This is a genomic window from Duganella flavida, assembly GCF_009857445.1.
Lineage (GTDB): Bacteria > Pseudomonadota > Gammaproteobacteria > Burkholderiales > Burkholderiaceae_D > Rugamonas > Rugamonas flavida.
On sequence record NZ_WWCN01000001.1, the window covers coordinates 163,098 to 177,478 of the forward strand.

General features: G+C 63.3%; 12 protein-coding genes. 2 read left to right on the forward strand and 10 right to left on the reverse strand.

Annotation, left to right across the window (positions count from 1 at the left end; all coding sequences use genetic code 11):
* The first annotated feature begins 103 nt into the window (after positions 1–103).
* A complete protein-coding gene (locus GTP46_RS00670; protein WP_202414089.1) occupies positions 104–802 on the forward strand; it encodes a PhaM family polyhydroxyalkanoate granule multifunctional regulatory protein in 699 nt (232 codons plus the stop codon).
* A 5-nt stretch (positions 803–807) separates the two neighbouring features.
* On the opposite strand, the gene GTP46_RS00675 is transcribed toward GTP46_RS00670, so the two are convergent.
* The 7 genes from GTP46_RS00675 to GTP46_RS00705 form a co-directional block, all read right to left on the reverse strand.
* Positions 808–1,023, reverse strand: coding sequence for a hypothetical protein (locus GTP46_RS00675; RefSeq protein ID WP_161004723.1), 216 nt, complete (start codon positions 1,021–1,023; stop codon positions 808–810).
* A 123-nt stretch (positions 1,024–1,146) separates the two neighbouring features.
* Positions 1,147–2,868, reverse strand: coding sequence for a tetratricopeptide repeat-containing response regulator (locus GTP46_RS00680; RefSeq protein WP_161004724.1), 1,722 nt, complete (start codon positions 2,866–2,868; stop codon positions 1,147–1,149).
* Between the two features lie 14 nt (positions 2,869–2,882).
* Positions 2,883–3,605 carry a sensor histidine kinase gene (locus GTP46_RS00685; RefSeq protein ID WP_161004725.1) on the reverse strand — a complete coding sequence of 241 codons (723 nt, stop codon included), beginning with the start codon at positions 3,603–3,605 and terminating at the stop codon, positions 2,883–2,885.
* Between the two features lie 56 nt (positions 3,606–3,661).
* Positions 3,662–5,308 (reverse strand): FAD-dependent 5-carboxymethylaminomethyl-2-thiouridine(34) oxidoreductase MnmC1, encoded by a 1,647-nt coding sequence (gene mnmC1 / locus GTP46_RS00690; protein WP_202414096.1) that lies wholly within the window; start codon positions 5,306–5,308, stop codon positions 3,662–3,664.
* On the reverse strand, positions 5,308–5,868 hold the full coding sequence (locus GTP46_RS00695) for a DNA-3-methyladenine glycosylase I (protein WP_161004727.1): 561 nt from the start codon (positions 5,866–5,868) through the stop codon (positions 5,308–5,310). The genes mnmC1 and GTP46_RS00695 overlap by 1 nt, the downstream gene beginning before the upstream one ends.
* A 4-nt stretch (positions 5,869–5,872) precedes the next feature.
* The gene (locus tag GTP46_RS00700; protein WP_161004992.1) at positions 5,873–8,710 is read right to left on the reverse strand and encodes a diguanylate cyclase; all 2,838 of its coding nucleotides are present in this window, start codon (positions 8,708–8,710) and stop codon (positions 5,873–5,875) included.
* Positions 8,711–8,932: 222 nt separating this feature from the next.
* Positions 8,933–9,430 (reverse strand): winged helix-turn-helix transcriptional regulator, encoded by a 498-nt coding sequence (locus GTP46_RS00705; RefSeq protein ID WP_161004728.1) that lies wholly within the window; start codon positions 9,428–9,430, stop codon positions 8,933–8,935.
* 386 nt (positions 9,431–9,816) lie between these two features.
* Here GTP46_RS00705 and GTP46_RS00710 point away from each other — a divergent pair, with 386 nt between their 5' ends.
* Positions 9,817–10,131, forward strand: a complete 315-nt coding sequence (locus GTP46_RS00710; protein ID WP_161004729.1) for a hypothetical protein — start codon at positions 9,817–9,819, stop codon at positions 10,129–10,131.
* Between the two features lie 10 nt (positions 10,132–10,141).
* Here the strand turns inward: GTP46_RS00710 and GTP46_RS00715 are convergent, their stop codons facing one another.
* The 3 genes from GTP46_RS00715 to GTP46_RS00725 all read right to left on the reverse strand — a co-directional run bounded on the left by GTP46_RS00715 (position 10,142) and on the right by GTP46_RS00725 (position 14,343).
* Positions 10,142–11,149, reverse strand: coding sequence for a Csu type fimbrial protein (locus GTP46_RS00715; protein ID WP_161004730.1), 1,008 nt, complete (start codon positions 11,147–11,149; stop codon positions 10,142–10,144).
* Positions 11,146–13,491: a fimbria/pilus outer membrane usher protein gene (locus GTP46_RS00720; RefSeq protein WP_229258746.1), complete on the reverse strand. Its 2,346-nt coding sequence runs from the start codon at positions 13,489–13,491 to the stop codon at positions 11,146–11,148. Before GTP46_RS00720 ends, GTP46_RS00715 begins: the two co-directional genes overlap by 4 nt.
* 123 nt (positions 13,492–13,614) lie before the next feature.
* Entirely contained in the window at positions 13,615–14,343 is a 729-nt protein-coding gene (locus GTP46_RS00725; RefSeq protein WP_161004732.1) for a fimbrial biogenesis chaperone, read from the reverse strand.
* Between the last annotated feature and the right edge of the window lie 38 nt (positions 14,344–14,381).

Sequence of the window (14,381 nt, forward strand, 5' to 3'; positions counted from 1 at the left end):
GTATCCACCATCTCAACCGAACCGGCGCTGAAATGTTGTCAAAACCTTTTGAATGCAAAACAAATATCTGCTACGCTAAGCCCACATCCCACAGGAGATTGTCATGCCGCATAACCCGATGAACGACACGCTGGATTTCGTAAAAAACCTGTGGGGCAGCATGAGCGTGCCAGGGCTGACCGCTCCCACCCTGTCGGTGGAAGAACTGGACAAAAAAATCAACGACCTTAAAGCCGTTGAAACCTGGCTCAATCTGAATATGAGCATGCTGCGCGGGAGCATACAGGCGCTGGAAGTCCAGCGCGGCACCATCGCCACGTTGAAATCGGTGGGCGCCAGTTTGGCCTCCGCGGTCAACACCGGCGCGAGCGACAAATCGATCTTCGATGCCAATCCATACGCCTCCGCCTTCTTCCACCATGCGCGCGAAGCCGACAAGACGCAAGCCGCACCGGCAGCACCTGCGCCTGCGCCAGAAGCCAAGGCCTCCCCGGAGCCGGAAGCGCCAAAGCAAACCGCCAGCGCAGCCGGCGCCCAGCCTAACGCGTGGTGGAACCTGCTACAGGACCAGTTTAAGCAAGCCGTATCGACTGCGATGGCGTCCGAGTCCATGATGACCGATGCCGCCGTCAAATTCGCCGCCGCCGCAGCCGGCGCCAGTACGCCGCCAGCGGCCAAGCCGGCAGCGGATGCGTCCAGTGCCGCCACGCCAGGTAAAGCACCGGCAGCAGCCAAGAAGCCAGCCGCGAAAAAGCCGGCCGCCAAGAAAGCCGCCGCCAAGCCGGCTGCGGAAAAACCGTAACGGAGTTACGCCAGCCGCTGGATGCGGATGGCGTCGATCAAGCCGTCGGCCTGACGCTGCACCTTCTCGATATCGATCAGGCCCTCTTCTTCGAGCAGCTTGGCGCTGTCGTGGGCGGACTGAAAACTGTCCACGGTATCTCCTTTGGCGCTGACCGGACGTATCCACGCCACACTCCCCACCTTCATTTTTTTGTACACTTCTTGTGCGATATCGCGCATATTTTTGTGCCCTTAATTTGCCCTTAATATTGACAGCGTATCAAGCGCAGACAGGGCTGCGCCAAAATCAGTGTAATCATTTGGGGGCGTTGAAACAAGCTTGCTGTTGCGTGGCGCGGACGGTCAATCGCCGCTCCAGCGGGTTGACTCCGGCACCGGGCCGTTGGCCGCTTCATACTCGCTAGCAGCTGCTGCAGCCACCACGCCCGACACCGGCGCCAGCATCGCCAGCTGTTCCATCAGCTGGGCGAAGCGCTGCTGGCCTGGCGCCAGCGCGTCGACGTGCATCAGCACCGCAATGGCTTCATCGGCCAGCGCGCGGTCGTAGCCGTTTTCCTGCAAATGGGAGATCAGAATCTGCGCCGAATTGAAGAGGATGCGCATATTGTGCGGCAGCTGCTTGCGCGCGTCGCGCATCCACGCCACCGCTTCTGCAAGTTTGCCGGTCTTCCACAGCAGCACGCCTTTGTTCATCAGGTCCGCCGCTTCCTGGCGCGCGGACTTGATCAGTTCCTGGCCTTCTTCGGCCATGCGGGCGCGCTCGAAAATTTTCTGCACGTCTTCCAGCAGTGGCGCGTTATCGTGGTTGTTGCGCGTGACATAGCACAGCAGATTTACCGGCGCTTCCTTCACGCCGACAGCAAACAGCAGGGTCGCCATATCGAGACAGGTTTCCGTGTCTGGGCGCTGGCGGTTTTCGTCGGCCAGCATCACTTCCAGTTCATCGCCAGATTTGCGCGCGCGGCGGAAGTCGCCGCTCTCGTGATACACCAGGCCTTCGGTGATCTTGGCGCGCAGCGTGACCTGGTCGCCGCCGAATTGATGGACTGCTGCATTCAGCAGGCGGATGGCTTCCTTGGTGTCGTTTTTCTGGCCGCACACGCGGGCCAGGCCCAGATATGCATCCACCGTTTTGCGCACCGAGAATTCACCGATCTCGATGCATTTGCGGAAGGCCTTTTCCGCCACCGGGATATTCCCCAGCTTGAGCGCCGTGGTGCCCAGCGCACGCTGGCGTGGCACCGAATTGGGCGACAGCTTGGCAGCCTTTTGCAGCACGTCGAATGCCTCTTCGGTCTTGCCTTGCTGCTGGAACGATTCGGCCAGCTGGTCGAAGGCGTCGATGTAGAAGCGGTTATCAGTGATCACGGCCTGGAACATCATGCGCGCCGCATCGGGATCGCCGTTGGCCATGCGGATTTTTCCGAGGCCGCAACGTGCCCAGTTGTACTCGCGCTCTTGCAGCACATCTTCGTAGACCAGGCCTGCCCGTTCGATATCGCCGCTCTTGAGCAGCAGCGTGGCGCGCATGCGGTGCAGGTCAATCGCGTGCAGCGGATGATGGGTGATCTGCTCTTCGCATAGTTTGGCCGCGCGCAGGTAATCCTTATCTGCAAAGGCCTGGTCGATTTCGCGGAAGACTTGCTTCTTGATCCAGACGCGGTTCAGGCGCGTGAGCAGCACGCCTTCGGTGATCGGCTTGATGATGTAGGCGTCCGGCTGGTGCTCGGCTGCGCCCATTACCGACTCCACGCTTTTTTCGGCGGAGACCATCAGCCACACGCTGGATGGCAGCATCAGGTTGCGGATGCGCGCTTCTTCCAGCACCTGCTGGCCGTTCTTGCCGTCGCCGAGGTTGTAATCGCACAGCACCACGTCGTAGCGGGTTTTGGCCAGCAGCACCATCGCCTCGCCGCCGCTGGAAGCCTGGTCGATATGCTTGGCGCCGAGGTTGCGCAGCGACTCGCGCAGCAGCTGGCGAATGCCGACGAAATCGTCGATGATCAGGTAGCGCTTCTCCGCCCAGTCGATGCCGCTTTCTGCAGGATTCGAGGAGGAGGTCATGATTTCGCTCATTATCATGGAAGCCGCAGGATGAAGCAGCCGCCGCCCAGCGTGCCGCCGTTGTCCAGCGCTATGCTGCCGCTGCGCTGGCGGTGCTTGTGCATCTTCGCCACTTCGCTGGAGAAGTACAGTCCAAGGCCGCTGCTGTTGCTGAGGAAGTCGATGTGAGCGCGCTGCGGGTCCATCGCGCTGACGCCTGCTTCCAGCATGGCGGCGGGGAAGCCGTCGCCGTTGTCTTCCACCCGCAGTTCGAGAAAATCGCCGTCGATGTGGATGGCGAGGCGCACGCGATCGCGCGTGTAGCGGATGGCGTTGTTAATGGCGTGGACCAGCACACCGATCACCAGGTCTTCGTCCAGCGTCCAGATGGCGTGCTGCGGGTATTCGATGTCGAAGGCGATGCCGCGCGATTGCAGCAGCATGTGAGCCTGGCCGGAGACTTGTTCTACCAGCTCACGCACACTGCGCGGAGCGGGGTCGAAGGGGTAGCCGGGTTTGCCGACGTCTTTGTACAGCGCGAGGAGCTGGATCAGGTTGTCGTTGAGGCGCTTGGTCTGGTACAGCATGTGCGCCATCTGGCCGTATTCGGGGGCGCTGTTGGATGGATGGTCGGCGAGCAGGTTCTCCAGCGTGCCACTGAGGACGCCGATCGAATTTTTCATGTCGTGGACGGTGGACGCCAAAAACATGAACAGCTCCGGTGAGCCCTCGTTCTGCGGCGCTTCTTGTTCATCCATTGCGGTGATTCTCCACTAACGGCGCGGGATGGTTGTTCTGAAGCCGATTATAGCGTTTATTGGCTGCGGCGGCGTTGTTTGAGCAGGAAGCGGCCGGGGTCGAGGGCGTCGATTAGCGCGGCCTCCAGCGGTGGCGGCGTGTGTTCAAGTTGCGACACCAGCAGTTCTGCCATCAGCGGCGCCCAGATCAGGCCACGCGAGGCGTAGCCCAGCAGGCAATGCAGGCCCTCGTGGCGCGGCACGTCGGGCAGGAATTCGAGGCGGCCGGCGTTGGGATAGTCCGGCAGCGCGCCGGCCAGCGGCAGGCGGTCCGGCGCCGCGCAGCGGAAGCCTACGCGGCCGTCGAGCGGTGCGCTGTGGGCCAGTGCCGCGACGTCTTCGCCGGGGATGATTTCAGCGAGGCGTGTCAGATTTTCCAGCTGGCTGCTGGCGCGCAGTTGCGGATCGTCGTCATTGTCGTAGGTGGCGCCGGCGCAGACGATGCCGTTGGCGGCCGGCGTCACGTATGCTTCGCGGCAGACCACCAGCGGCAGCATCGGTGGTCCTGCATCTTCCGCGAGGTGGGTTACCTGGCCGCGCAGTTTGGACAGCGGCAGTTCGGCGGCCTGTACGATGTTGTTGGCGGCAGCGCCGCTGGCGAGGATCACGGTTGGCGCTTGCGCAATCAACGCGCCGTCCGCACCGCGCACTTGCCATTCTCCGTCCACGCGCTGCAGGTTCAAAGCTTCGGTGCAGAACACGCGTTGCAGGCGATCGCCGCATGCCGCCAGCATCGCCTCACACAGCGACGCTGGCCGCGCCCAGCCGCCCTGCTCGAACATCCAACCGCCGTGTGGCGTGGCTGCGCCGATCAAGGAGCTGGCTTCCTGTGCGTCGGCCCAGCGGGCGTATTCCTGTGGGTAGTTCCATGCTGCCAGCGCTTCCTGCTGCACACTTGCGTGACGCGCGTCGCGCGCCAGTTGCAGCACGCCGCAATCGGCGCCTTCAAATGCGCGGCCAACGCCGCCGAGACGCCGCCACTCGCGCAGCGCGAACAGGTAGGCGACGCGGCTCAAACGCGTCGGAATGTTGTCGTCCTTGGACAGCAGCGGCATGAAGATGCCGGCCAGGTTGCCGGATGCCTCCTGCGCTGGCTGCGCGTGGCGCTCAACCAGCGTGACCTGCCAGCCACGCGCGCACAAGCGATGCGCCGCCGACGATCCAGCCAGCCCAGCACCAATCACCACCGCCCGCCGTACCGGCTCCGGCTCCGGCGCGAGCGCAGGCTGCGGCCGGCAGCTGCGATAAACTGCTGCGATGTCCGCTTCGCCTGCCAGCCGGCACACAAAGCCTGCCGCCGTCAGCGCCCATACGAGCGCTTCATCGGCTGCTTGCGCGAGCAATGTCGCGCCTTGTACTGCCAGCTTGGCGAACATACGCGCCCACGCGGGCGATGCGCCGGAGGCGAGATGGAATTCGTTCACACGCGCCGTCACTTGCGGCAGCACGGCATCCGCCGCGCCGACCAGCAGGTCCAGCGTCACGTCATCATTGAGGATTACACGATGGAAGCCGGGAACATTCAGCGGCCACATTGCGCTCATGCCGGCCGGCGGCTGCGGCAACGTCGTCGCCACCGCGATGTAATGCAAACGCCCGCCTTGCGCGCGCGCCGCTGCAAAACGCTCGCCACAAAACTCCGTGTCGAGCACCACCCGCATCATCACTTACGCGCCTTCCTGCAAAAGCAATCCGGCGCATGGTCGTCCACCATGCCGATGCCCTGCATGTAAGCATAAATAATCGTCGAGCCGACAAATTTAAAACCCAGCTTGGCCAGGTCCTTGGAAATTCGGTCCGACAATTCCGTCTTCGCCGGACGCGCTTCCTTACCGCGCACCATCGGCTTGCCGCCGACGTAGGACCACAGCAGCTTATCCAGGCTGCTGCCGCTCTCCACCAAGCGCAGATAAGCCTGCGCATTGGTGATCGCCGCCGCCACCTTCAGGCGATTGCGCACAATGCCCGGATTGGCCAGCAGCTCCGCCACTTTCTCAGGTCCATACGCCGCAATCTTCTCCGCATCCCACTGGTCGAACGCTGCGCGATAGTTCTCGCGCTTATTGAGGATGGTCTCCCAGCTCAGACCCGCCTGCGCGCCTTCCAGGTTCAACATCTCGAACAAACGGCGCTCGTCGTGGCAAGGCACGCCCCACTCCGTATCGTGATAGTCGAGGTACAAAGGATTAGCCGGATTGGCCCAGCTGCAGCGCGTCTTTTCCATGAAATTAACCGAGTTCCAGATCGCTCGACAAACCGATGCGGCGACGTTCGCCGCCCAGCACCAGCGGGCCTTCCAGGTTGGTGACCAGGCGCACCTCGCCGTCCGCCACTGCATCTCCCAACTGCTGCATCAGGCGTGGGAACACACCCTCGGCGCGCGTGGACTCGGTGCTGTACAGCGCCGCCCACGCGTTGCGGCCGGAGCGCTTGGCGATGTACAACCCTTGGTCCGCCAACTCCACCACCTGTGACCATGACAGCAAGCGCGGTTGATCCGGCAGGAACGGGAAGCACGCAAAGCCGATCGAACATGTCTTAGCCAAGCGTCCGCCATCCGGCAATTCGAAATCGCGCTCGGCCACCGCGCGGCGCATACGCTCCGCCACACCCGCCGCTTCATCGCGATGGGTGGCGCGCGCCAGCACCAGGAATTCCTCGCCGCCCCAGCGAATCACATAGTCCGATTCGCGGAACACTTCGCGCAGCCGTTCCTGCATCTGCACCAGGATCGAGTCGCCGGCCGCATGGCCATAGCGGTCGTTCACTTCCTTGAAGTGATCCAGGTCGACCATGAAGAACACCAGGTCCTTCGGCGCCGTGATATCGCACTCGGTCAGTTCACGATGCTGGCCAGCCTCGTAGCCGCGCAGCGACAAGGCCACGTCGGCATCCACGTTCTGCAGGAAGAAGCGGCGGTTGCGCAAGCCGGTCAGCTGGTCGGTCAGGCTGACTTCTTCCAGCGCCTTGTAGGCCTGCTCCAGTTCCAGGTTCTTTTCCAGCAGTTGCTCCTGCGTTGCCGCTACCTGGCGATAGGCGCTGGCGTTATCCAGCGCGATCGCACCGTAAGCGCACAGCGTACGGAAGATCAGGCGTTCGCGCTCGCCGTAGGAATGCGCTTGCAGCGACTGTACCGTCATGGCGCCCAGCACGCGGTCACCCACGCGCAGCGGTGCAAACAGCAAACTCAACGTCGGCAAGGTGCCGGGGATCAGGTGCGGCGTGACGCCCTTCTCATCCAGTTCAATCAAAATCTCGCGCCGTTCGCGCACGCAGCGCGCCGAGTTGGCGCTCGGCGACGACAGTGGCACGCGGAGCGCCGGCAACGGCTTGCCTGCTTCAATGCCGAAGGTGCAGACCAGCGTTTCGCCGTCCGGCTCCAGCAGAAAGATCGAGAAGTGCGTCGCATCGAGCAGGCCATGCACATGGCGATCCAGCGCGCGGAACACCGCCGCTGCATCCAGATGCGCGGTGATCTCCTGACCGATCGCGCTCAAGTGCTCCAGCGTGGCGCTGGTTTGTTGCAGCACTTCGGCGCGCTGCGCTTCGGCGGCTGCCAGCTGGCGATGGTGCTCGCCCTCAGTCTGGGCGCGCTCGGTTTGATACTGCACCTGCATTGCGATGGCGCGGTTGGTGGCTTCCTTGCTGTGCGTCTGGTCGCGTGCGGCGTTGGCGCGCAGCGCGATGGTGTAGGCGCGTTCGTAATCGCCGATGGCGGCGTACTCGCGCGCCGCCACGTCGAGCAGCGCGCCGGGCACGGTGTAGCCCTCGATGGTGGCGGCGATTTCCAGCGCCAGCTGCAGGTAGTGCAGCACGGCGTTGGGCGCCATCATCAGTTCAGGGCCCGGCAAGTCGTGGCGGGTGTGGATATCGGCCAGCACATTCAAGGCAGCGATCTGGCTCGATGCATCGCCATGATCGCGCGCCAGCGCCAGCGCCGCTTGTGCAGCAGCCAGCGCATCGTCGGGACGCGACAGGTGCGACAGCGCGTGCGCCTGGCCGCGCCGCGCGCTGCTCTGGAAATCGTTCTGGCACAAGGCATCGCCGCGCGCGGCCAGACGGGTGAAGCTGTCCAGCGCCGCCACGTGGTTGCCAAGGTCCAGCGCCAGGTCGCCCTGATACTCCAGCGCCACTGCATAGGCGCGTGAACCGGATAGCAGCGACAAAGTGTTGAGCGCTTCGCGCAGCAGGCTTTGCGCGGCGTCGCGCTGGCCCAGCTGGCGCAGGGTTTCGGCGGTCTGCATCAAGCACATGCCGATGCTGAGCGGCCAGCCGGTCGGACGCGCGAGATCGAGGCCGCGCTGCATCCACTCCAGCGCCGCTTCGTGCGCATTCAGACTGGTGAAGCCGTTGCCGATGTTGGTGGCAACGATGATGGCGCGGCGGATCTGGCCGGTGGCCAGCGCCGTTTCAAAACTCAGCATCAGGTGGCCGATGGCGCGGCCGTATTCGCTGCGCTGGAAGGCACAAGTGCCGAAGAAGTCACTGATCCAGCCGGCGGCAATCGGTGGCACGCCGGTCAGGTCGGTGCCGAAGCGGCCGTTCCAGTGCTGCTGCGCGGCCTGCCAGTCGCCAAAGGCGTCGCAGATGCCGGAAGCGGCGTCGATCACATCGATACGTAGCGGGTCTTCTGCAATGCGGGCGGCGGCGGCGGCTTTGCGCAGCCAGCTATCGCCAGCGGCGCTGACGCCGCGGTCGTTGGAGACCCAGGCCAGCGTCCAGCAAGCGTCGGCGCGGCAGGCGGCAGCGGCGGTGGGCAGTGCCGCTGCGGCCTGTTCGCACAGCAGCAGCGCCTGTTCAAGGTGGTATTGGGCGGTATCGAGTTCGCCGCGCAGCCAGGCCTGTTCAGCGGCGACCAGCAGCAGGCGGGCACGTTGCACCGCAGCTTCGGCAGGCGGCAACTGGTCCAGCAACGGCGTGATCTCGACCGACAATTGCTGCGCGCGCGCGGGATCGCGCTGGCGTAAATGCCAAGCGAGCGAGGCCAGCGGCGGCAGCCGCCCTGCGCCTTGCGCTTCTTGCAATATTGAATCCCACTGCGCCAGCTCTTCGTCGAGCGCAAACATGTCCACCAAGTGACTTTCCTCTACTGTGTCGCCGCAGCGCGCCGTTGCGCTGCTACCGCATTATTCCACAGTTTGCAGGCAGTCCTGGTGCTCGCTTTTAAGTGCCTGATATCAAAGCGTTTTTAGTTCCTCACGGAAACTAGTTTGATGGAAGCAACACGATTTACGGACAAAAAAACGGCGCCGGCGGGGAGCGCCGGCGCCGTTTCGACTTGCTGGCGCTCAGACGTTGGCCGGCTGCTTGATCTGGATCAGGCGCGAGCGCATTCCCTCGGTGGCCGCCGGGCCCGGCGCGAACATATAGTCCTCGTCGTTGATGGCCAGGCCGCTGTTGGCGTCCACCAGCACCTGGTCGGCCGGCTTGCCGGTTTCACGGCTCACCACCAGCAGGCTGGCCCCTTCCGGCGCCAGGTGATCGTTGCCCCAGGCCACAAAGGCCAACAGCACCGGTTTGAAGTCGCGGCCGGCCTTGGTCAGCACATATTCATAGCGCGGTGGACGGGCGCTGTACTGGCGCCGTTCCATCAGCCCGCCCTCGACCAGCCCGGCCAGGCGGCGGGTCAGCATATTAGGCGCGATCTTCAGGCTCTTCTCGAATTCGTCAAACCGCGTCAAGCCGTAGAAGGCGTCACGCAGGATCAGGATACTCCACCACTCGCCTACTTTCCCCAGGCTGCGAGCGATCGGGCAAGGCATGCTGCCAAAGTCGGTATGTTTCATGTTTGCGGCTCCTTAAGGGTGACTTGCATGATTGATGCAAGAAAGTGTGACTTTTTTAGGTGATGCAACATCAGTGACAATGTGTGTATATTCAAGCGCCAATTTCGCCTCCTTTTTTGCACTGCTTTTTTATGGATTTCTCCTATGAAAACCCTGGTTTTCGGCGGTTTTTCTTAGCTTCCAAAATAGGCCAAAAACGCACATCAAAAACTCTCCAAAAATCACGATATTTCCACACGTAAATTTCTATGTAAAATGTGAATATTCGCGAGAATGTTCCTTCAGGATAAAATTCTTCCTGTAGATTAACTTCCGCGGCCTTGAGGGCTACCCGGATAACGTGGCTCTCAACCGATAGCTACGCACCCCGAAAACGTGTGTGAAATATGAAAACTTTTACTAAAATCGTTGCTCTCTCGCTGATCACCCTGCCGCTGCTGGCCAACGCTGCTGGCAAGAGCGCCAGCGCCTCCATGCAAGTGACCTTTGAAATCAAGGAATCCTGCACCGTCCAGGTCAGCGACATCACCGCCACCACCGACAAGAACGCCAAAGCCGCGCCGGCCGTCGCCTGCCAGCTGAAAACCCCATTCCTGGCCACCCGCACCGCCGCCCAGCCAGCCGCCGCGACCAGCAGCGACAGCAAAGCCAGCGCCACCCGCCAGGACGCCGCCAGCGGCGAATGGACCGTCTACTTCTAAGCCGCCGCGCTCAAAACTGCACGGTTGCCGTAATCGTGTCCTTGTAATCCCCCGGCGACGGCGTCGACTGCACCGGTACCCTGCCAAACACCGTCTGTGACACTGTAGTCCCATCCCCCGTCCCGCCTACCACCAGCGTGCCGCTGGCGCCATCAGCCCAGGTCGTACCGTCCAGCGTGTTGGAGAGCTGGTAAGACACCAGTTCCGTCCCCGCGATCTTTTTCATATTGCGCGCCGTACCGCTGCCATTGCCGCCGTAGGACAGCAAGACCCGGTAGGCCGTGCCGGCGCTGCAGCGGATACTCATGCTGGAAGTCGAGCGCACCGTGCTGCTCAACAGGCTGCTATTTGGGAAGGCAATATTGCCGACGTTGATATTGCAATCGTTAATCACATTGGCGCGCACCTGGAATGGAATCGCCGCCGTCGGCCCCAGGGTGCAAACCGCCGAACCAAGCAGGGTGAACAAGTACTGCACCAACGCGCTGCCGCTGCCGAAATCCGAGGTCACGGTAATGTCGCTGGCGCCGACGCTGTTGGCCGCCAGCGTGGCGTCGGCGGTCAGCTTGCCGTACACCGTGAACGACTGCGACAGGCTGCCGGTGCCACCAGTCTTGGTCATGGTCAGGATGATGGGCGTGGTCGAGGTGGTCGTGCCGGCCCAGCCGCCCCAGATCTTGGACGCCGCATAGCTGGTGTCCGAATACAGGTTGTAGTTGGCCTTGACCGCGCCGTTGGCCATCTGGCGCGGCGCCGTCACACTGGCGGAGGAATTGGTGCCGGCGCCCAGGTACAAGCACACCGTCACATTCGGCGCCACCAGCGCGGTGGTGAAGGCAGTCCAGTTGCAGGTCACGTTCCAGCTGGTGGAGCTGGTGAAGGCATCGCTGCTGGAAATCGAGCTGACGCTGGGGAACACGATATCGCTGGCCGTCAGGGTGCAGCTGTCGGCGCGCGCCTGCCCGCCCAGCAGCGCCAGCAGCAAGCCCAGCAGGATAAGCCAGCGGCGCGCCATCATTGCACTCCCTGGCAACGGAATGGCCCGACGGTCGGCATGGCGTTGCCCTTGACCGGCTCGTAGTGGAACTCGACCACGCAGGGCTTGCCATCGACGGTCAGGCGCAGGTGGTTGAGCGGCTGCAAGTGGTCGATGAAAGCCATGCCGTCGTAGCCGACCACAGTGCTGTTACCGCTTTCCACATGCAGCACCTCGATGCCGGTGCCCAGCGGCTTGCCATCCGCGTCCTGCAGAATCACGCTGGCCGCTTCGTAGGTCTCGACCGGGAAGCGCACCAACACGCCAGACAGGCGGGCCGGCACCACGCCGCGCCCGGTGCTGGAAATGCGCGCGTCCAGCGGCAGCTTGCTCGGGTCGATGCCGACCTGGTTGGTGAAATACGGATTCAAATTCGGCACCAGCAAATAGCCGCTGCTGCTGGTCTTGCCGATCACCTGGTTTTCCTGCAGCACCGGCACCCCGCCCACACCGTCGGTGGACACCAGCGCAAAGCCGGCCCCGACCTGGCGCGCAGGGTGCACACTGCCATCCATCAGCACCAGCGCGCCGGCCACATCGACCGAGGTGGTGCGCCGGCCGCCGTTGTCGATCATCAGCGCGCTGGCCTGGCCATAGTTGCCGAGGTAGACGCCCTGCGCCTGGCGCAGCGATGAGCCGTTGTTGTTGACCGACTGCAGTCCCCAGCCGAAGCCTCCGCTGTAGTCGGCCGAACGCGCCAGCGTGGTGGTGGTGCTGCGGACATCGTTCTGGCGGTTGCGGCTGACGCTGGCCGAGATGCGGTCGCCCAGCGTGCCGCTGATGCTGAAGAACACGCCGCGCGCCTTGGCATCGCGGTAGTCGCGGAACGCGCTCACGCTGAGGAAAAAGCCCTTGAACAGCGACGCCGAATACGACAGCGCCACCACCCGCGCCGTCGGCGCCAGCGGCGTGCGCTGGCTGATCGCGCTCAGGCCCAGACCCTGGCCGGCAAATAGCGACAAGTTGAGATTGATACGGTCATTGGCGCGCACGCCAGCGGCGCCCTCCAGCGTGCCGAGGTCGCTGTAGCCGACGCTGGCGCGCTGCGATTGCAGATCGACGCTAAAGCGCGGACTCAGGTACTGATAGCCGAGCGTGGCCTGAACGCCGCGCCGGCTGTTATCGCTGGCGCCGCTGGTGATGCTGCCTGGCGTGCTGCAATCGCCGATGCCGCCGATGCCCGTGCCAACGCCAGCGCCGCCGATGCCCGTGCAGGCGCCGCCGGTGCCGTTGATGCCGCCTATGACGCCGGTGTTGCTCACATTGCTGCTGCCATTGCCGGCACTGGCGGATAGCGAGGCGCTAACCACGCCAACCTGCCCCAGTCGCCACAACATGCCACCGCCGCCGTTCAGCACACCGCGGCCGCCCTCGGCATGCGCTTCCAGCGTCAGGCTGTCGCTCAGGCCGCGCCGCAGCGAGCCGCTGGCAGAAGGCGTGCGTGCATAGCCGAACGAATCGACGGTATAGCGCCGCCGCAGCACACCCAGCTCGAACGAGTAATCAGTCAGGCCCTCGGCCAGCATGCGGGTATCGACATATAGCGGCAAGGTCGTGCTGACGGCGCGTCCGGCCGCATCACGCGTCACCAGCGTGGCCTGCCCGGCGCCGTTAATGCCGGCCACCTGATTGATGATGAATGGCCCCGACGGCACCGCCGTTTCCACCTGCCGCACACCGTTGATGTACAGGCTGACGGCACTCGGCACCACCGCCGAGCCACCGAGCGCGGCGGCGGGGAAGGTCAGCAAATCCGGCCGTAAATCAAAGCTGCGCTTCCACTGCACGCCGCCCATGCGCAGCGAACGCGACCAGTTAAGCGAGGACGAAATGAAATCGCCCACGGTCCAGGTTTCCATGGTGTCAGGATCGGCATGCACCCAAGCCGTATCGAAGCGCACGAACTGGCGGCCCTGGCTGTTGGAATTGGCAACGCCGGTGCTGGTCAACACGCCGCTATCGTTGAAGTAGCGCAGCTCGTTGCTGATCGAGGTGGCGCGATTCTGGCCCAGCAGGCTGTAGACGTCGTAATTGAGCACCGCGCCCGGCGTCACGGTGGCGACACCCGGCTTGCGCACGGTACGCCCGGACAGTGTGACCGGCGCCCGCAGCGCATCGTCCACCCGCAGCACGATGCTCTGGCGCGTCGCATCATAGGTGTAGCTCAGGCCCTTGACCTGGTCGAGATCGAACTCCTGCTGCCCCTCCAGGCCGAACAGCTTGGGATCGAGCTCCAGGTCGCGCAAATTCTGTACGCTGCTGCGCAAGCCCGAACTCGTGCCACGGGTAAAACGCAAGATCAGGCCGGTCGCTTCGCCGTTCAAGGTTACCTCCAGAAAAAGCTCTTCCTCTTGCGGGGGTGGTGCGGGCGGCGTCTGCGCAAGCACACCACTCATGACCAGCCATGCCCAACACCACACCCAGAGCCAGCGCCGCCCCATGCCGGGCTATTCAACCTTGGCCACGGTACTGGCGCTTAACGGCCGGGAGTTGATATTGGCTTTCACCGCCAAGGTCCCGTTCAGATCGGCATCGCCAGACGTGGGCAAGCGCCATTCGCGCACCCTTCCTGCCAGCACATAGCCAAACAAGCCCGGGGCGATGACAAACTGCTGGCCGGAGGCGTTGCTCAGCTCCAGCGCGCCGATCTGTGCGCGCTGGGTGCCGCTGTTGCGGACCCGCAACATCCAATTACCTTCTTTTTTGAAGACCGACCACGCCAGCAACGGCGAGGCGCGCTCATCGGCCGGCAGCACAAACATCGGCACGGAATAGCGCAGGCGGATATCGACCCCGCTGGCGGGGCCGTTCTCGTCCTTCGGAATTTCATCGATCAGGATGCGGTAGCACAGCTCGCTGGTAGGCAGCTGCTCGCTACGCCGCACCAGCCGTATCATCTGGCTCGCCTTGGGGGCGATCTGGATGATCGGCGGGCTGGCGACGATCTCCTGGGTAGGTGTCAGTACGTCGTCGCCATCCTTCTGTTCCCACTGGTAAATGCGCACCTGGCCGTACACCGGCGCTTCACCTAAATTCTGCATGCTGATGCCACTGGCGCCCTGTCCGGCACGCAGGCTGATCATCACCGGCGAGATTTGTAAATTGGCGGCCGCCACCGGCCACGCCAGCATTTGTGCGGTTATCAGCCCTGCGATCTTTGCGCGTGCGCCAATCATCCAGCCTCCGACGTTGCTGTTACTCAACACTCAGTGCC